The following is an 18,081-nucleotide window of genomic DNA, read 5'->3' on the forward strand; positions in this document are numbered from 1 at the left end:
GACGGAACACGGTCGTCCGGGGACGCGGGCCGTGCGCCCGTGCTAGGCTGGTGGCGGTAAAACATGGGCATCGGGCGCGTATCGGGCGACGACGCCGGCACGCGCATCAGCAGACAGGAGACGAGGCACAGATGGGACTGTTCGGATTCGGCAGGAAGAAGAAGGAGCAGGCGGAGGAGAAGGAGCGTGAGGACCGCCTCGCGCAGGCCGTCGCCTCGCAGACCGAGGACGTCGCACGGGAGGACGCCGAGGACATCGACGTCACCTCCGCCGAGCGCCCCGGCCATGACCGGGGCATCGCGAAGGAAGAGGGCGACGCCGAGGCGAAGGCCGTGCGCGATGACGAATCCGAGGGACTGCCGGAGGCCGTCGACGCCGAGGACGGCGAGCTGGCCGTGCCGACCGAGCCGGTCATGGACTACGCCGGCCGCGGCGAACAGTTCGGCCCGTGGGACATCAGCGAGGACAACGGCCCCGACTATGACGAATACCTGTCGCTCGGCTCCTTCTACATACCGTTCGTGCAAGGCATCCAGCTGCGCCTCAAGGCGAGCAAGGCGGACAACACGCTGCTCGGCGCCACGGTGACGATCGGACGCTCGAGCCTCGAACTCGAAGCCTTCGCGGCGCCCAAGACGATGGGCCTGTGGGACGACGTGCGCGACGACCTCGTCGCGGCGAACCCGGCCGCCACGGTGGAACCCGGCATCTTCGGTGCCGAGGTGCGCCTGCCGATCCAGCTGCCGAACGGCAAGAAGCACATCACGCGCATCGTCGGCGTCGACGGCCCGCGCTGGATGCTGCGCGGCATCTTCTCGGGCCCGGCGGCCGACGATCCGGACAGCCCCGAGGCGAAGGTGCTCGACCGCTTCTTCTCGTACATCGTCGTCGACCGCGGCGAGGAGCCGCTCGCGCCGCGCGACCTCATCCCGATGGCCCAGCCGCTGACTCCGGGCGAACGCCGCGCGATGGCGCAGGCCGCGACGGCCGAGGACGGCGACGGCGCGCCGGCGACGATCGACGGCAAGCCGACCGGTCCGATGAACTCCGACCACGAGGTCGAGCAGAAGACGACGCTGTCGCGCGGACCGATGTTCTCCGAACTGCGCTGACGGCATGGACCGGCCACGCACACGCACCGGGCTCGGCGCGCTCGCATCCGGCGACGGCGACGACTTCTCGGTCATCCAGGCGATAGGCGGACCGCGCGGCGTCGTCGAATCGATGCTGCCGGGCGTCGTCTTCGTCGTCATGTTCATCGTCACGAGCGACCTGAAGCTCACCGTCATCGTCTCCGCGGCGCTCGCGGTCGCGCAGGTCGTCGTGCGGCTGTGCCAGCGCCAGTCGGTCATGGGCGCGCTCTCGGGGCTCGCGGCCGTCGCGATCTGCTTGGTATGGGCGTGGAAGAGCGGCGAGGCGCGTAACTACTACATGTACGGCTTCATCACGAACGCCGCATACATCGTCGTGCTGCTCGTCTCGCTGCTCGTCGGCATCCCCGGCCTGGGCTTCCTGATCGAGTTCATCCGCTCGCTGCCGACCGAACGGTTCCGCGCATGGCTCGACGGCTGGCGCTCCGACCGTGCGCTGATGCGAGCCTACGCCACAATCACCTGGCTGTGGATCGGCGTGTTCGCGCTGCGTCTGGTCGTACAGGTGCCGCTGTACCTGACGAACCACGTCGGCTGGCTCGGCACGGCGCGGCTGCTGATGGGCATCCCGTTCTGGGCGCTCGCGATCTGGGTGTCTTATCTGATCGTGGCCGATCCGATGCACCGCCACAGGCAGCTCGAGCTCAGGCGCGCCGAGGAGGAGGGCGAGCACGGGGACGAGGAAAGCGAATCCGCCGATGATGACGCGCGCCCGCGCGACGACGGACGATCATGAGACGGGAGCCGGACATGGGCAATGGCATCATCTTCAAGGTGGCTGTGGGCGTGTGCTGCGCGCTCGCCGTCTTCGCGCTGGCCTCATGCGCGCCGAAGGGCGCCGCCGTCGGCGACACCGGCGCGGCGCGTCCGGACGACCCGGCGCATGTCGATTCGCCGGGCGAGACGCAGACCGTCGCGATCGTCGGCTCCGCGGACGGCGCGGATGGTCTCGTCGAGGAGGCGTTGGACGCCGACGGCTACAAGGTCGTGCTCATGACGCCGGGCGCATCCGTCGATGCGGCGGACGCGCGGCTTCAGGCGGTGCGCGACGCCGTCGGGCGCAACGTGAGCCTGATCGTCATCGGCGAGCCGGACATGTCACGGCAGCCGGAGCGGTGGCGCGACATGTTGCGACTCGCACGCGACGCGGGCATCCCCGTCGTGTTGCTCGACCCCGTCTCGCAGCCGGACGACGACGAGCTGTTCGCCGCCTCGTTCAGGGTCAACGACCGCATGATGGACGCTGTCCCGGTCGGCGAGGCGGTGCGCCGGGTCATCGAGGACGAACCGCACGGGCGCGACGTCATCGTCACGACGCTGCACTGAGCGCGTGGGCCCTCCCCATATCCATACAACCAACCCATACACAACCCCATACACGACAAGCGACGCACGCCGCACGGACGACGGCACGGGACAGGAGAGCGCATGGAAGCCACGGTGGACATCGAACGGTACGCGGATCAGGGCAGGTGCGTCGCGCACATCGACGGGCGCGTCGTCTTCGTGCGCTTCGCGTTGCCCGGCGAGCGTGTGAGGATCGTGCTCGACGAACCGGCGGACCGCAACGACCGTTTCTGGACGGGCGAGGTCGTCGAGGTGCTCGAGGCGAGCCCGGACCGCGTCGAGCCTGCGTGGCCGCTCGCCGGGCCGCTCGCGATGGGCGGCGGCGTCGGCGGCGCCGACCTCATCCATGTCTCGCTCGAAGGTCAGGAACGCTGGAAGGCGGCGGCCGTCCGCGACGTCATGGCCAGACTCGGGCGCGTCGAACTCGACGACGTGCCCGTCTACGCGATGCCCGGCGACGAGGATGCGCGGGGCCTGCATTGGCGCACGCGCATCGAGATGATCACCGACGACGAGGGCAAGCCGTCGATGCACCGCCGTGGCAGCCATCTGCGCGTGCCGATCGAGACGATGCCGCTCGCGACGCGCGCCGTGCTCGAGGCGGCCGCGATGAACGACGTCTGGGACGGCGCGCTGCCGGCGAACGCGCAGCTGCGCATCGCCGTGCCCGAGCCTCGCGTCGGCGCCGACGAAACCGCGACGCCCGAAGCGCTGCGCCGGGCGATCGGGGGCAACTACGCGGTCGTCGTCGACGGCAAGGTGCGCCACGGCAGCCGCAACCTCACCGAACGCATCACCGTCGACGGCCGCGAGTTCACGTACACGGTCGACGCCGCGGGCTTCTGGCAGATGCACCGCGAGGCCCCGCAGGCGCTGCCGCAGTACGTCATCGATCGGATCCGCGAGGCGCTCGCCGGCCATACGCGGCGCAACGGCCGCAACCTCGTCATCTGGGATCTGTACTCCGGCTCGGGGCTGTTCACGCTGCCGCTCGCGACGCTGGTCGACGACCATGCGAAGCTCGTCAGCATCGAAGGCGCGAAGACTGCCGTCGCCAACGCCCGTCGCAACCTCAAGGCCGCCGGCGTCCACACCGTGCAGGCGCTGTGCGGGGACGTGCTGAGGACGCTCGACAAGGACATCGACCCGCAGCGGGCGCATCCGGACGTCGTCGTCCTCGACCCGCCGCGCGCCGGCGCGAAGGCGAAGGTGTGCGCGAAGATCGCCGATTCCGGCGCCCCGGTCGTCGTCTACATCGCCTGCGACCCGGCGTCGCTCGCGCGCGACGCGGCGACGTTGACGCGACGCGGCTACGCGCTGCGCTCGATCGCCGCCTTCGACATCTACCCGATGACGCACCATGTGGAGACGGTCGCCGTCTTCACGAAGTAGGGGGAGGCGCCGATGGCGTTCGACTTCAAGAAGGAATACAAGGAGTACTATCTGCCGGCGAAGCAGCCGCGAATCGTCGACGTCCCGCCGATGAACTTCATCGCCGTGGCCGGGTCGGGGGATCCGAACCTGCCTGGCGGCGCCTACCAACAGGCGCTCGCGATGCTGTACGCCGTCGCCTACACGATCAAGATGAGCAAGAAGGGCGACCGACGGATCGACGGCTACTTCGACTTCGTCGTACCGCCCCTGGAAGGCTTCTGGTGGCAGGGCGACGGAGGCCCGGTCGACTTCGCCCACAAGGAGCGCTTCGCGTGGATCAGCGCGATCCGCATGCCCGACTTCGTCACCGCCGAGGACGTGGCATGGGCCAAGGAGCAGGGCGCCGTCAAGAAGAAGCTCGATTGCTCGGCGGTCGAGCTCATGACGGTCGATGAGGGTCTGTGCGTGCAATGCCTCCACATGGGACCCTACGACGACGAACCCGCCACGATCGAGGCGATGGACGCCTACGCGCGCGCCCAAGGATACGCGCCCGACCTCACGGCCGGCCGCCGACATCATGAGATCTATCTGAGCGACGCGCGCCGCGTCGCCCCGGAGAGACTCAGGACCGTCATCCGCCATCCGGTGCGCGCCGTGTGACGGCGGCGGCCGCCGCCATGCACACGGTCGGGTAGACTGGCGCGCATGAGCGAAACGACGAACATGGCAACGCACGGCGACGTCCCGAGGATGCCGGACGTGGAGGAACGGGGGTTGACGCAGGCCCAGGTCGCCGACCGCGTCGAACGCGGGCAGACGAACGCCGTCAAGTCGTCGACGTCGCGTTCGCTGGCGGACATCGTGCGCGCGAACGTGTTCACGCTGTTCAACGGCATCATCCTGACGGCGATGGTCATGGTGCTCGTCGCCGGCTCGTGGAAGGACGCCGTCTTCGGCTTCGTCATCATCATCAACACCGGCATCGGCATCGTCACCGAGCTGCGCGCCAAGCGCACACTCGACCGGTTGTCGATCCTTGTGGCCTCCGACTACCTCGTGCGCCGTGATGGCCGGGACGTCGACGTCCCCCACGACGGCATCGTCCTCGGCGATCTCCTGTGGCTGCGTTCGGGCGAGCAGGTGCCGGCGGACGCGACGATCGTCGAGACATGGGGGCTCGAACTCGACGAGTCGATGATCACCGGCGAATCGCGCACCGTGCGCAAGCAGGACGGCGACACCGTCTATTCGGGGTCGACGGCCGTCTCCGGCATGGCCCTCGTGCATGTGACCGCCGTCGGCGCGCACAGCTACGCGGCGACGCTGACCGCGCAGGCGAAGGTGTACAAGAAGAACGTCTCCGACCTCAACAAGGGCATCAACACGATCCTCAAGTTCATGACCTTCCTCGTCGTGCCGCTGTGCGTGTTGCTCATCGTCACGCAGATGAACACCGTGGGCGGCTGGTCGGCGGCGCTCGCGAGCGGCGAATGGCGCCAGGCCGTCGTCTCGTCGGTCGCCGGCGTCGTCGGCATGGTGCCCGAGGGCCTCGTGCTGCTCACGTCGCTCAACTTCGCGCTCGCGGCGATCAGACTCGCGCGCAAGGAGACGCTCGTCCAGGACCTCGATTCGGTCGAGACGCTCGCGCGCGTCGACTGCCTCAACCTCGACAAGACCGGCACAATCACCGACGGCGGCATCGTCTACGACGACTGCGTCGCGCTGCCCGGCTGCGCGGACAAGCGCCATGCGCTGCAGGCGCTCTACGACCTGGCCAACGAGCAGAGCCCGAACGGCACCGGCCGCGCCGTGCTCGCCGGCTTGGACGCGCAGGGCCTCACCGGCACCGCGGGCCTCAAGCGCGTGCCGTTCTCGAGCGCGCGCAAATGGAGCGCCGTCGCGTTCCACGACGCACCCGAGGCCGGCCCCGACGGCGTGTGGTACATGGGCGCCCCCGAGGTGCTGCTCTCCGCGCTTTCCACACCGTATCCGGATGTGCTCAAGCAGGTCGACGGCTACGCGAACGACGGCATGCGCGTGCTGCTCGTCGCCCGCGCGGCCGGCCCGGTCCCGGCCGATTTCGAGACCGACCCGAAGCTCGAGGCGGACGCGGAGCCGGTCGCGATCGTGCTGTGCTCCGAGCACATCCGCGACGACGCCGAGCCGACGCTCGCATGGTTCCGCGAGCAGGGCGTGCGCTGCCGCATCATCTCCGGCGACAACCCGGTGACCGTCGGCGCGATCGCCGGCAAGGTCGGGCTCACCGGCGACCGCAAGCCGGTCGCGATGGACGCGCGCAAGCTGCCGCAGGACGTCGACGAGCTCGCCCGCGTCCTCGAGGGCGTCGATGTGCTCGGCCGCGTGCTGCCCGAACAGAAGAAGGCGATCGTGCAGGCGCTGCACACGCAACGGCACGTCGTCGCGATGACCGGCGACGGCGTCAACGATGCGCTCGCGATCAAGGAGGCCGACCTCGGCATCGCGATGGGCAACGCGGCGCCGGCGACGAAGGCCGTCGCCGAGGTCGTGCTCGTCGACTCGAAGTTCTCACATCTGCCCGACGTCGTCGCGCGCGGACGGCAGGTCATGGCGAACATGGAGCGCGTCGCGAGCCTGTTCCTGACGAAGACCGTCTACTCGGCGCTCATCTCCTTCGGCGTCGTGCTCAGCATGATCCCGTTCCCGTACCTGCCGCGCCACATCAGCTACATCGGCGCGCTGACGATTGGCGCGCCGGCGTTCCTGCTCGCGCTCGCGCCGAACACGCGCCGCTACATCCCCGGGTTCCTGCGCCGCGTCTTCGCGTTCTCGCTGCCATGCGGCGTCGCGACGGCGCTCGCCGTGCTGCTGTCCGCGTGGTTCATCCCGAAGATGATGGGGTGGGACGTCGCGACCTCCGCGGCCGATCTGACCGCGTGGCGTTCGATGTGCGCGACGGTGCTGTTCGTCATGGGCGTCTACGTGCTCGCGCGCGTCGCGACGCCGCTCGACTCGTGGCGAGGCTGGCTCGTCGCGGCCTTCGCCGCGGCCGGCGTCGTCGGCATGTGCATCCCCTTCATCGCGCGGTTCTTCGCGTTCCAGCTGCCCGGAGGCAAGGGCCTGCTCGCGCTCGGCGTGCAGATCGTCATCGCGACGCTGCTCTTCGCGTTGAGCGTGTGGCTGTTCCCGAAGTTCCTGACGAAGGCGATGCGCACGGTCATCTCACAATACAAGCGCGTCTCCAGGCGCTGAAACATCGTCGCGGTATCGTCTTGTGACGATGGCGGCGCCGATGCAGGACATGCGCGGCGCGCCGGATACACGCAACCGAACCGTTGCGACGGTTCGACACTGAAGTTCGGAGGAACCTATGTCCATGCGCGACGACCAGCTGGACGTCCTCAACGTCGGGGGAGAGTCGTACGACTACTACCGCATCGGCGATCTTGAGGGCATCGACCACCTTCCCTATTCGCTCAAGGTGCTCGTGGAGAACCTCGTGCGCAACATCGACGGCGCCAACATCACCGATGCGCAGGTGCGCGAGCTGCTCGCGTGGGACCCGGCCGCGGACCCGAGCCATGAGATCCAGTTCACGCCGTCTCGTGTCGTCATGCAGGACTTCACCGGCGTGCCGTGCGTCGTCGACCTCGCCACGATGCGCGACGCCGTCAAGGCGCTCGGCGGTGACCCGGAGGTCATCAACCCGCAGGTCCAGTCGGACATGATCATCGACCATTCGGTGCAGATCGACGCCTACGGCGTCGACGACGCGGTCCAGATCAACATGGACATCGAATACGAACGCAACGGCGAACGCTACCAGTTCCTGCGCTGGGGCCAGCAGGCCTTCGAGAACTTCCGCGTCGTGCCGCCGGGGACCGGCATCATCCATCAGGTCAACATCGAATACCTCGCGCAGGTCGTCATGACGAAGGCGATGCAGGGCGGCAGGCCCCTCGCGTATCTCGACTCGTGCGTCGGCACCGACTCGCACACGACGACCGTCAACGGCCTCGGCGTGCTCGGCTGGGGCGTCGGCGGCATCGAGGCCGAGGCCGCGATGCTCGGCCAGCCGATCTCGATGCTCGTGCCGCGCGTCGTCGGCTTCAAGCTCAAGGGGTCGATCCCCGAGGGCGTCACCGCGACCGACGTAGTGCTGACGATCACCGACATGCTGCGCCGGCACGGCGTCGTCGGCAAGTTCGTCGAGTTCTACGGCGAGGGCATCGCCTCGGTGCCGCTCGCCAACCGCGCGACGATCGGCAACATGAGCCCGGAGTTCGGCTCGACCTGCGGCATCTTCCCTATCGACGAGGTCACGCTCGACTATCTGCGCCTGACCGGCCGCTCCGACGAGCAGGTCGCGCTCGTCAAGGCGTACGCGAAGGCGAACAAGCTGTGGCATGACGTCGACGACCCCGACTACGTGGAACCGCGGTACTCCGAGTACCTCGAGCTCGACCTGGCGACCGTCGTCCCGTCGATCGCCGGCCCGAAGCGCCCGCAGGACCGCATCGAGCTGACGCGCGCGAAGACGACGTTCGAGGAGACGCTGCCCGGCTACGTCACCGAGCGGACGAACGGCAACCCGGTGCACGTCTCGACGGACTTCCGCGGCGACTTCGACATCCGCAACGGCGACGTCGCGATCGCGTCGATCACGTCGTGCACGAACACGTCGAACCCGTCCGTCATGATCGCCGCCGGCCTCATCGCGCGCAACGCCGTCGCCAAGGGCCTGAGCCCCAAGCCGTGGGTGAAGACCTCGCTTGCGCCCGGTTCGCAGGTCGTCGCCGACTACCTCAAGCAGGCGGGCCTGCAGGACGACCTCGACCGTCTGGGCTACCAACTCGTCGGCTTCGGCTGCGCGACCTGCATCGGCAACTCCGGCCCGCTGCTGCCGGAGATCTCCGAGGCGATCAACGCGAACGACCTGACGGTGACGGCCGTGCTCTCGGGCAACCGCAACTTCGAGGGCCGCATCAGCCCCGACGTCAAGATGAACTACCTCGCCTCGCCGCCGCTGGTCATCGCCTACGCGCTCGCCGGCACGATGGACTTCGACTTCGAGACGGAGCCGCTCGGCGTCGATCCCCAGGGGCGTGAGGTCTTCCTCAAGGACATCTGGCCGACGAACGAGGAGGTCGAGCAGGTCGTCGCCGGCAACGTCAGCCGTGAGATGTTCCTCAACGACTACGCCTCCGTCTTCGAGGGCGACGCTCGCTGGAAGGGCCTGAAGGTGCCCGAGGGCGAGCTGTTCGCCTGGGACCCGGAATCGACCTATGTGCGCAAGCAGACCTTCTTCGACGGCATGAGCGCGACGCCGGCCCCGGTCGAGGACATCCGCGACGCGCGCGTCCTCGCGTTCCTCGGCGACTCGGTCACGACCGACCACATCTCGCCGGCCGGCGCGTTCAAGGCGACGAGCCCGGCGGGCGAGTACCTGACCGCGCACGGCGTCGAGCCGAAGAACTTCAACTCCTACGGTTCGCGCCGCGGCAACCATGAGGTCATGGTGCGCGGCACCTTCGGCAACATCCGCCTGCGCAACATGCTGCTCGCCTCGGTCGGCGAGGAGGTCAGGCCGGGCGGCTACACCTACGACTTCCTCGCGATGAAGCCGACGACGATCTACGAGGCGTCGCGCGACTACATCGCGGCCGGCGTCCCGCTCGTCGTCATCGGCGGCAAGGAGTACGGCACCGGTTCGTCGCGCGACTGGGCGGCGAAGGGCACGGCGATGCTCGGCGTCAAGGCCGTCATCGTCGAAAGCTTCGAGCGTATCCACCGTTCGAACCTGATCGGCATGGGCGTGCTGCCGCTGCAGTTCCCGGAGGGCGAATCGGCGCAGTCGCTCGGGCTCGACGGCACCGAGACCTACTCGATCGACGGCATCAGGGCGCTCAACGACGGCGTGACGCCGAAGACCGTGCACGTCGAGGCGACGCACAAGGACGGCACGAAGACCGAGTTCGAGGCGGTCGTGCGCATCGACACGCCCGGCGAGGCCGACTACTACCGCAACGGCGGAATCCTGCAGTACGTGCTGCGCAACCTGATGGCCGAATAGGCCGCGCCGCTTGCCGCGCACGATGAGGGGGCGCCCACGGAGATCTCCGTGGGCGCCCCCTCATCGTGCGCCAAGGGCGCCGCGGTCAGGCCGCCCGGCCCATCGGCCCTACTTGTCCGACTTGCCGGCGTCCTTCGCCGCCTGTTTGCGCTGCTCGTCGGCGACGATCGCGCGCACGCGTTCCTCCTGGAGCGCCTCGCGCTCCTGTTGCAGCCTGTCGTCCTTCGTGGCGGGCGTGCGCACCTTGCCCATCTGCTGATAGGCGTCGATGATGCCGGCGCGCACGGCGGCGCGGATCACGTAGTACAGCGCCCAGATGCACAGCGCGGCGATGATGATCATGAACAGGATCGTGTAGATGGTACCGGCCATGGTCGATGCTCCTTTCGATGTCGTCTTTCCTCGGGTGATGCCATCGTTGGCAAACACTGACGCCATTATAGGCGCCGTCGCCGCGGCCGGCCGTTCTCTCGCCGCCGAGCACAAGGGCATCGGCTAGCATCCTGTGCTATGACGAACGACGCAACGATGGACGCGGCGCCCGACCGGCGCGAATACGACCGCATGCTCTCCGGCGAGCTCTACATCGCCGACGACCCGTACCTGCACACGCTCGGCGCCAGACGACGCCGCCTGCAGCAGCTGATCAACACCTCCGACTGGGACGCCTTCGCCGAGCGCGACCGGCTGTTCCATGAACTGCTCGGCGCGCTCGGCGAAGGCTCGCACATCGAACCGCCGTTCCGCTGCGACTACGGCTGCAACACCCGCATCGGCCGCGACTTCTACGCGAACGCCGACTGCATCATCCTCGACGTCGCGCCGGTCACGATTGGCGACAACGTGTTCTTCGGCCCGCGCGTCGCCCTATACACGCCGTACCATCCGATCGACGCGGCCACGCGCAACGAGCAGCTCGAGGGCGGCCTTCCGATCCGCATCGGCTCCGACGTCTGGTTCGGCGGCGGCGTGACCGTCTGCCCGGGCGTGACGATCGGCGACGACGTCGTCGTCGGCGCCGGCTCCGTCGTCACGAAGGGCATACCGTCACATTCGGTCGCCGTCGGCAACCCGGCGCGCGTCGTGCGCGCGATCGGCGAGGAGGACCGCGCATACTGGCGTGCGCGCGCCGACGAATACCGCGCGTGGAAGGACGGTCGCTAGACGGTCCATGCACGGCACGCGGCGCGGCGCGGGCGAGGCCTCGTGCATTAGAATGGCGAACGTGTGCACGAAGAGGACAGCATTGATCATCGTCGACGTCCAGCCGACGTTCACCGAGGGCGGCGAACTCGCCGTCGAGGGCGGCGACTCCGTCGCCGGGGCCATCCACGGCTTCGTCGAACGTGAACGTGACCGCTACGCGCTCATCGCCACGACGCAGGACTGGCACGTCGATCCGGGCGACCACTGGTCGGACGAGCCGGACTATGTGGACACATGGCCACGGCACGGCGTCGCCGGATCGGCGAACGCGCGGCTGCATCCGGCGATCGGCTCGCTCGACGTGCCGCACCACATCAGGAAGGGCCAGTATGCGGCCGCCTACTCCGGTTTCGACGGCGTCGAGGAGAACGACGAACGCGTCCCGACGCGCGATGAGGTCGAGGCGGCGCTCGCCGAAGGGCGCACGCTCGACGGCCTGCTGCGCGCCCACGGCATCGGACGCGTCGACGTCGTCGGCATCGCGCTGTCGCACTGCGTGCGCGACACGGCGCTCGACGCCGTCGCGCGCGGCTACGAGACGCGCGTCTACGAGGACCTGACCGTGCCGGTGAGCGCCGCGCTCGGCGCGCAGGCCGTCGAGGCGATGCGCGAGGCCGGCGTCACGATCATCGAGGGGGAGCGATATGTCGATTAGCGCGAGCGAGAAGCCGCTGTCGAGGGTGTTCACGTCCGATTACCGTTTCGCGGTCCCCGCGTTCCAGCGGGCGTACAGCTGGCACGACGTGCAGATGAGGCAGCTCATCGAGGACGTCGCCGACGCGTGCGCCGTCGACGACGGCCCGTATTTCCTCGGTTCGCTGATCCTTGTGCGAGACGATCGCGGCATGCATCAGGTCATCGACGGCCAGCAGCGCCTCGTGTCGCTGTCGATCGTCTTCTCGGTGCTGCTCGCGCTGGAGGACGACCTGCAGCTCGCCGAGAGCCTGCGGGGGCTGCTCACCGAGACCGGCGACAAGCTGCGCGGCATCTCCGCCGAGCCGAGGCTGAGCCTGCGCGAGCAGGACGAGGGCTTCTTCCTCGAATACGTGCAACGGGGCGACCTCGAGGCGCTCTTCGACCTGCGTGAGGCCGACATCGCGACGCAGGCGCAACGCAACATCCAGACGAACGCGAAATGCGCGTACGACATGCTCGCGCCGCTCAGGGATGACGAACGCCGCCGCTTCGCCTCCTACCTCGTCAACGACGTCATGTTCGTCATCGTGACGACCGACGACATCTCGGGCGCCTACCGCATCTTCGACGTCATGAACATGCGCGGCATGCCGCTGACGCCGTCCGACGTCTTCAAGGCGAAGGTCGTCTCCGGCATCTCGGACGCCGCACGCGACGTCTACGCGCGCTACTGGGACGACATCATGGAGCCGATGGGCGATGACAACGCGCGCATCGAGCGGTTCTTCGCCGATCTCGACCTCATCTTCACGCGCACGCCGATGTGCCAGTCACTGCTCGCCGACTTCAGCGACCATGTGATCGCGAAGTACATCGGCGACGGGGAGTGCATCGAATTCATCGACGACGTGCTGCGTCCGTACGCGATCTGCGACGAGATCCTGCACAAGCCGGGCGAGAGCCTGCTGCCGACGAAGGTGCGCGACCTGCTCGCCGGGCTCGCCGACTATCCGTACGACGACTGGAAGCCGGTGGCGCTGTGGGCGCTCGTGCATTCGCTCAAGCACCTCGACGACCCCGACACCGTCGTCTTCGAACGCTCCGGCAGGGTCGGGCCGCACGTCTCGCTGCATGACGGCGAACGGCTCGTGCAGATCCTCACGCTGCTCGACCGCGTCACCGGCATCGACTGCCTCAACGGCAAATCCGAACTCGAACGGCGCACCCGTTCGGCGACGATCGTGCGCGACCTGAGGAAGGGGACGCCGCTGCAGCGCGTCGCGGGCTTCCATGTCAGCGGCGACGAGCAGAGGCTCGCGATGCTGCATCTGCGCGGCGAGCTGTCGATCGACGCAGGCATGAGGCGGCTGCTGCTCATCCGCGCGAACGAACAGCTTGCCGGAGCGCGCATCACGCGGCCGCGCAGCCTCAACGCCGTCCCGATCATCCCCGAGCATGTCCCGGCGAGGTCGTCGTTCGCGTCGTGGCCGGCCGGGACCTGCGACTACTGGGCGGAGCGCATCGGCAACTTCGTGCTCACGCAGACGATGCCGCGCTCGCTCGAGGACGTCGACGACTTCGCGACACGGCGCAACTTCATCCTGCGTTCCGCAAGCTCGCAGCGTTTCCCGCTCACGCGCGCGCTGCTCGACCTCGAGACGCTCACGCCGCAGTTCCTCGAGCTGCGCCAGAGGCAGATCATCGACCTCATCGCGCAGGTGTGGCATATCAGCTACGAGGACGTCGTCGTCGCCGAACAGGAGGAACGGCGACGTGAACGCACCGGTGCGGCCACGCACCGCCCCAAGCGCACGTCGAAGCGCGTGACGGTCGCCGAGGTCGTGCGAGCCGGGCTGCTCAAGCCCGGCGACCGCTTCGTGTGGGTGCGCCCGCGCAAACACGAGACATGGGTCATCGCCGTCGCCGAGGACGGCTTCCGCGGCGAGGACGGCGCCGAATACGCGACGCCGACGGCTGCGGCGCGCGCGGTCGGCGGCGCGGGCGCGAGCCTCAACGTCTGGAAGCGCGAGTCGGACGGCCGCGCGTTGAGCGACATCTGGAAGGCGTACCGCGCCGCGATGTGATTCGCGGATCCGCTGATCCGCGAACATCGCGGGTGCGGTTCGCGCGCGCCGCGTTCGCGGGCGAATGTTTCCGCGATCGTTCGAGGTGCGGTTCGCATGCGCCGCGTTCGCTGGCATGTGTTTTTGCGATCGCTTCGGGTGCGGTTCGCGCGCGGGGGTATCGCGAAGCGGCCCCGCCGCGATCGGAACAGGTGCGGATCGCATCCATTCCGATCGCGGCGGGGCCTCCTCATGCCCGGCGCGGGGTCAGACCTCGGCGAGCTGCGTGGCGCCCGGCGCGGACAGGTCGGGGCGGTTGCGGCGCAGCTTCGAGAACGCGAGACCGAGGCAGATGAACGCGACGCCGAAGAGCAGGACGAGGCCGCTGCAGGCGAGCCATGCGCCGGCGTCGATGCGGCCGTCAGCGCCGTTGACCGCGTCGATCGACTGGCAGAACCACCAACCGGGCAGCAGCTTGCCGATCGCGATCATCACCTTCGGCATCATGTCGACCGGGAAGGCCATGCCGGACGTGAACATGACGAGCAGGCCGAACACGTTCGCGACCGCGTTGACGGCGACGGCGTTGGCCGACAGCATGCTGATCATGAATCCGGCGCTCACCGCGACGAGCGAGTAGATCGCGAGCGAGAGGCCACAGTACATGATCGTCGCCGGCGGGACGCCGTCGACCGGCAGGCCGCCGAGCATGGGCAGCGCGAGCGATGCGGCCCAGTACAGCAGGCTGACGACGACGCCGAAGAGCGCGCAGCCGGCGAACTGCTGGATGACCATCGCGCCGGTGCGCTGCGGCGACGCGTACAGGCGGCGGCGCACGTTCGACTCGGCGAAGGAGTTCATCGTCAGCGCCGTGCATACGAGCATCGCGGCGAGCAGCGGGTAGACGCCCATCTTGACGGTCGTCACGTAGGCGGTGCGCGCCGACTCCTGCCTGTCGGTCGCCGCCTTCGGGTCGTCGGCGACGTGGATCGCCGGGTAGGCGTCCGGGTCGTCGGCGAGCGTGTCGTTGACCCTCCCGGCCGCGTCCGTCACCGCCGCCGCCGAGACCGGGGAGCCGTCGGCGGCCTGCCCGGCGAGCGCCTCGAGGCGCGTCAGGCGCAGGAAGTCGTCGACCTCGAGCTTGGCGAGCGAGCCGTAGGCGCCGGTGAAGCTGACGACGACGTCGAGCCTCGGTTCCTCGCCGTCCTCCGCGAGCGCGTCGGCGAGGCGCTGCGTGTAGCCGTCGGGGATGATGACGATCAGGTCGGCGTAGTTGGATGCGGCCGCCGTCTGCAGCTGTTCGCTTGTCGTGCCGACGTCGACGAGGTCGCAGTCCTTGGCGAGGAAGTCGCGCAGCGCCTCGTCGAGCGCCGCGCCGTGCGCGTCGCGGTTGACGACGGCGACGTCGGGGCGTGCGGCGTCGAAGGTGACCGAGCTGTCCGCCTTGGACAGGTCGGCGATCATCGACCAGCTCAGGCCGAACATCATCAGGCACAGCCATACGACGTAGATGAGGATCATCAGACGCTGCGCCAGCAGGATCTTCAACGTGGTTTTAAAGGTGTGCATAGCGCTGCCTCCTGAGGAACACGGTCGCGAGGGCGAGGGCGAGGACCGCCATCGTCAACAGGACGCCGACGGTGCGGAAGAACGGGACGTAGGAGTCGTAGTAGAGGATGTCGTAGAACAGGTTCGTCACCTGCTGCGTGGGGTTGACGGCGGCCACGACCGGCGCATGGCGCTGGATCCAGTCGCTCAGCGCCATCGCGCCCGAGCCGTACAGGCCGCTCAGCAGTGAGAGCGCGCAGGAGAATGCCGTCGTCAGACCGACCTTCGCGCCGGCGCTCAGCTTCGGCAGCGAGCCGAGCAACGTGCCGAGCGCGTTCGCCGTGAACGAGGCGACGACGATCGCGAGCAGCGTGGCCGCCCAACGTCCGCCGAAGGAGATGCGGCACACGAAGCGGATGTAGAGCAGCGCGACGATGAGCGAGCAGAACGTGCACAGCCAGCTGGCGAGGAATCCGCCCATCAGCTGCCTGAAACGCGTGAGCGGCGCGAGCGAGCGGCGCATGCCGAGCGCGGAGAGGTTGGCCTGCGTCGAGCACACCGTCGTCACGGCGAAGGTCATCGCCATCAGCGCCGTCATCGCGAGCAGCGCGTAGTAGTAGCGGGCGCCCTCGTCGGGCTTGAAGTTCGTCAGGCGCACCTGGCGCGTGAACCCGGGCGTGTCCCGGGCGGCCGTCTGGAAGACGGGGTCGGCGAGCGCGGCCGGGTCGGTGCGCATGATCTGCTCGACCGTCAGCGTCTGGCGGTTGAACAGGCCGAAGGCGCCGTTGAGGATGCTCAGCGACACCGGCAGGCCGGGCGAGCCCATCGCGTCGTTCGCGTTCGCCACGGTCGCGCGGCTGATCGTCATGTGCGGCAGGCCCGCGTCGTCGACGGCGATGAAGCCGCGCACGTCGTCGTCGGCGTTGATCAGCGCCGTCGCCGAGGCCTCGTCGTCGACGGCCGTCAGTTCGAGCAGGTCGCGCAGGTCGACGCCGCCGGCGGACGTCGTGTCGGCCGCGGGTGCGTTCGAGTCGGCGGTGCAGGCGGCCGGACGGATCGGCGCGCGCTGCATCGCGTCGAGCAGCCGCCGCGTCCCGTCGGCCCCGCAGTAGGCGTCGTCGGCCACGACGGCGAAGCGCATCGTCGTGACCTCATAGGTGGCGTCCAGATTGCCGAACATGCCCAGGAACATCGTCGACAGCAGGATCGGGAAGCAGAACAGCCAGAACAAGGAGGACTTCTCGCGCAGGTTGATGCGCAACGTCGTCAGGAATGTGCTCCACATCGTCGCTCTCCCTTTCGTCGGATTGGTCGGCGCGGCCTCAGTCGCGCAGGTCGGTGCCGGTGAGTGCGAGGAACACGTCGTTGAGCGTCGGCGTGCGCGAGCTGACATGGCCCGCCGGCACGTCGAGACGGCGCAGCTCCTGCAGCACGTCGATCAGGTTGTGCGCGCCGGGCATGCACGAGACGGTGAGGACCTCGTCCCCGTAGGCCGCGTCACGCACTGCGCCGAGCGCACGCAGCGCGCCGAGCGCGCGCTCGCGCATCGCGTCGTCGCCGGCGAGCGTCGGAGCCTCGATGCTGATGCGCTCGCCGACGTCGATCATGCGTTTGAGCTCGTCGGCGGTGCCGAGCGCGATCTGGCGGCCGTGGTCGATGATCTGGATGCGGTCGCAGATCTGCTCGACCTCCTCCATGTAGTGGCTCGTGTACACGATCGTCGAACCCGCGGCGTTGAGCTTCTCGATGCCTTCGAGGATCGAGTTGCGGCTCTGCGGGTCGACGGCGACGGTCGGCTCGTCGAAGAAGATCAGCTCGGGCTTGTGCACGACGCCGCACGCGATGTTGAGACGGCGCAGCAGGCCCCCCGAGAGCTTGCGCGGGCGGAAGCGACGGTAGTCGTCGAGGCCGACGAACGCGATCGCCTCGTCGACGAGGCCGCGGCGGCGCGCGCGGTCGGCGACGTACAGCGAGCAGAAATAGGAGACGTTCTCCTCGACCGTCAGCTCGTTGAACACGGCGATGTCCTGCGGGACGATGCCGATGCGGCGCTTGAGCTCGTAGCTCGTCGGCCCCATCGGCTCGCCGAAGATGCGGATCTCGCCCGAATCGTAGGTGAGCAGGCCGAGGATGCAGTTGATCGCCGTCGTCTTGCCGGAGCCGTTCGGTCCGAGCAGTCCGTAGATCTCGCCGCGGCGCACCTCCAGGTCGAGGTAGTCGAGGGCGAGCTTGTCGCCGTAGTGCTTGACGAGCTCCTTGACGGCGATGGCGGGGGAGGGGTGCGCGACGCGCTGCGCGGGTCGTGGTGCCGTGCGCGTCCTGGAATCGGCATGGGTCGTATCGTTCATGTTCACCATGATGCGCGCGCCGGCGGCGGCGACACGGTGCCCCGAATACCGGATTTCGTGAACGGATGGTGACTTTTGTCACGGCGCGCGTGACGACGGCCATGCTGTACTCGATAATGGAAGCCGCGACGCCGTGCATGGCGCCGCGCAAGGACACACGGAAGGAGACGCGGATGGCGGACGCGGTCGTGCATGCGCTGCTCGTCGCCGTGTGCGTGCTTCTCGCCGTCATCGCGCACGGCGACGTCACAGCCGTCCTGATCGTCGGCGTCCTCGTCGTCGTCTCGCTCGCCGCGCTCGCCGTGCTCGTCCGCGAACGCCGATGGATCGCGATGGCCGCCCTGTACTGCGCC

Annotated in this window: 15 protein-coding genes; 11 read left to right on the forward strand and 4 right to left on the reverse strand. The window is 68.6% G+C overall.

The window, feature by feature from the left end:
* Window positions 1-131: 131 nt before the first annotated feature.
* The 7 genes from B1400_RS06365 to acnA all read left to right on the forward strand — a co-directional run bounded on the left by B1400_RS06365 (window position 132) and on the right by acnA (window position 9,927).
* Entirely contained in the window at window positions 132-1,112 is a 981-nt protein-coding gene (locus B1400_RS06365; RefSeq protein WP_095613585.1) for a DUF3710 domain-containing protein, read from the forward strand.
* Window positions 1,113-1,116: 4 nt separating this feature from the next.
* On the forward strand, window positions 1,117-1,887 hold the full coding sequence (locus B1400_RS06370) for a DUF3159 domain-containing protein (RefSeq protein ID WP_095613586.1): 771 nt from the start codon (window positions 1,117-1,119) through the stop codon (window positions 1,885-1,887).
* Entirely contained in the window at window positions 1,884-2,477 is a 594-nt protein-coding gene (locus B1400_RS06375; protein ID WP_133064635.1) for a type 1 periplasmic-binding domain-containing protein, read from the forward strand. The genes B1400_RS06370 and B1400_RS06375 overlap by 4 nt, the downstream gene beginning before the upstream one ends.
* 102 nt (window positions 2,478-2,579) lie before the next feature.
* Window positions 2,580-3,890 (forward strand): class I SAM-dependent RNA methyltransferase, encoded by a 1,311-nt coding sequence (locus tag B1400_RS06380; RefSeq protein WP_095613588.1) that lies wholly within the window; start codon window positions 2,580-2,582, stop codon window positions 3,888-3,890.
* Window positions 3,891-3,902: 12 nt separating this feature from the next.
* A complete protein-coding gene (locus B1400_RS06385) occupies window positions 3,903-4,535 on the forward strand; it encodes a GyrI-like domain-containing protein (RefSeq protein ID WP_095613589.1) in 633 nt (210 codons plus the stop codon).
* 45 nt (window positions 4,536-4,580) lie between these two features.
* A complete protein-coding gene (locus B1400_RS06390) occupies window positions 4,581-7,106 on the forward strand; it encodes an HAD-IC family P-type ATPase (protein ID WP_235607362.1) in 2,526 nt (841 codons plus the stop codon).
* Between the two features lie 118 nt (window positions 7,107-7,224).
* A complete protein-coding gene (gene acnA / locus B1400_RS06395) occupies window positions 7,225-9,927 on the forward strand; it encodes an aconitate hydratase AcnA (protein WP_095613590.1) in 2,703 nt (900 codons plus the stop codon).
* A 108-nt stretch (window positions 9,928-10,035) separates the two neighbouring features.
* Here the strand turns inward: acnA and B1400_RS06400 are convergent, their stop codons facing one another.
* Entirely contained in the window at window positions 10,036-10,299 is a 264-nt protein-coding gene (locus tag B1400_RS06400) for a DUF6019 family protein (RefSeq protein ID WP_095613591.1), read from the reverse strand.
* A gap of 138 nt (window positions 10,300-10,437) precedes the next feature.
* On the opposite strand from B1400_RS06400, the gene B1400_RS06405 reads away from it, so the two are divergent.
* From B1400_RS06405 to B1400_RS06415, 3 genes are read left to right on the forward strand one after another with little or no spacing between them, the layout of a single operon-like run.
* A complete protein-coding gene (locus B1400_RS06405) occupies window positions 10,438-11,091 on the forward strand; it encodes a sugar O-acetyltransferase (RefSeq protein WP_235607363.1) in 654 nt (217 codons plus the stop codon).
* Window positions 11,092-11,143: 52 nt separating this feature from the next.
* Window positions 11,144-11,788 carry an isochorismatase family protein gene (locus B1400_RS06410; protein WP_095613601.1) on the forward strand — a complete coding sequence of 215 codons (645 nt, stop codon included), beginning with the start codon at window positions 11,144-11,146 and terminating at the stop codon, window positions 11,786-11,788.
* Window positions 11,778-13,853, forward strand: coding sequence for a GmrSD restriction endonuclease domain-containing protein (locus B1400_RS06415; protein WP_095613593.1), 2,076 nt, complete (start codon window positions 11,778-11,780; stop codon window positions 13,851-13,853). The genes B1400_RS06410 and B1400_RS06415 overlap by 11 nt, the downstream gene beginning before the upstream one ends.
* A 246-nt stretch (window positions 13,854-14,099) precedes the next feature.
* Here the strand turns inward: B1400_RS06415 and B1400_RS06420 are convergent, their stop codons facing one another.
* The 3 genes from B1400_RS06420 to B1400_RS06430 are packed head-to-tail and all read right to left on the reverse strand — an operon-like array spanning window position 14,100 to window position 17,728.
* Window positions 14,100-15,401 (reverse strand): ABC transporter permease, encoded by a 1,302-nt coding sequence (locus B1400_RS06420; protein ID WP_235607364.1) that lies wholly within the window; start codon window positions 15,399-15,401, stop codon window positions 14,100-14,102.
* On the reverse strand, window positions 15,388-16,665 hold the full coding sequence (locus B1400_RS06425; protein ID WP_095613594.1) for an ABC transporter permease: 1,278 nt from the start codon (window positions 16,663-16,665) through the stop codon (window positions 15,388-15,390). Before B1400_RS06425 ends, B1400_RS06420 begins: the two co-directional genes overlap by 14 nt.
* Window positions 16,666-16,702: 37 nt before the next feature.
* A complete protein-coding gene (locus B1400_RS06430; RefSeq protein WP_095613595.1) occupies window positions 16,703-17,728 on the reverse strand; it encodes an ABC transporter ATP-binding protein in 1,026 nt (341 codons plus the stop codon).
* A gap of 173 nt (window positions 17,729-17,901) precedes the next feature.
* On the opposite strand from B1400_RS06430, the gene B1400_RS09715 reads away from it, so the two are divergent.
* Window positions 17,902-18,081, forward strand: a 180-nt coding sequence (locus B1400_RS09715) for a hypothetical protein (protein ID WP_157909654.1), incomplete at its 3' end; no start/stop codon positions are given.

The organism is Bifidobacterium italicum, assembly GCF_002286915.1.
In the GTDB taxonomy this organism is placed as follows: Bacteria; Actinomycetota; Actinomycetes; order Actinomycetales; family Bifidobacteriaceae; genus Bifidobacterium; species Bifidobacterium italicum.

Bases quoted from the DNA above. Each gene is read 5' to 3' on its own strand.
- acnA (WP_095613590.1), top strand. From the start codon at position 7,225: ATGTCCATGCGCGACGACCAGCTGGACGTCCTCAACGTCGGGGGAGAG.
- B1400_RS06400 (WP_095613591.1), bottom strand. From the start codon at position 10,299: ATGGCCGGTACCATCTACACGATCCTGTTCATGATCATCATCGCCGCG.
- B1400_RS06365 (WP_095613585.1), top strand. From the start codon at position 132: ATGGGACTGTTCGGATTCGGCAGGAAGAAGAAGGAGCAGGCGGAGGAG.
- B1400_RS06385 (WP_095613589.1), top strand. From the start codon at position 3,903: ATGGCGTTCGACTTCAAGAAGGAATACAAGGAGTACTATCTGCCGGCG.
- B1400_RS06430 (WP_095613595.1), bottom strand. From the start codon at position 17,728: ATGAACGATACGACCCATGCCGATTCCAGGACGCGCACGGCACCACGA.
- B1400_RS06405 (WP_235607363.1), top strand. From the start codon at position 10,438: ATGACGAACGACGCAACGATGGACGCGGCGCCCGACCGGCGCGAATAC.
- B1400_RS06410 (WP_095613601.1), top strand. From the start codon at position 11,144: ATGGCGAACGTGTGCACGAAGAGGACAGCATTGATCATCGTCGACGTC.
- B1400_RS06380 (WP_095613588.1), top strand. From the start codon at position 2,580: ATGGAAGCCACGGTGGACATCGAACGGTACGCGGATCAGGGCAGGTGC.
- B1400_RS06370 (WP_095613586.1), top strand. From the start codon at position 1,117: ATGGACCGGCCACGCACACGCACCGGGCTCGGCGCGCTCGCATCCGGC.
- B1400_RS06420 (WP_235607364.1), bottom strand. From the start codon at position 15,401: ATGCACACCTTTAAAACCACGTTGAAGATCCTGCTGGCGCAGCGTCTG.
- B1400_RS06375 (WP_133064635.1), top strand. From the start codon at position 1,884: ATGAGACGGGAGCCGGACATGGGCAATGGCATCATCTTCAAGGTGGCT.
- B1400_RS06390 (WP_235607362.1), top strand. From the start codon at position 4,581: ATGAGCGAAACGACGAACATGGCAACGCACGGCGACGTCCCGAGGATG.
- B1400_RS06425 (WP_095613594.1), bottom strand. From the start codon at position 16,665: ATGTGGAGCACATTCCTGACGACGTTGCGCATCAACCTGCGCGAGAAG.
- B1400_RS06415 (WP_095613593.1), top strand. From the start codon at position 11,778: ATGTCGATTAGCGCGAGCGAGAAGCCGCTGTCGAGGGTGTTCACGTCC.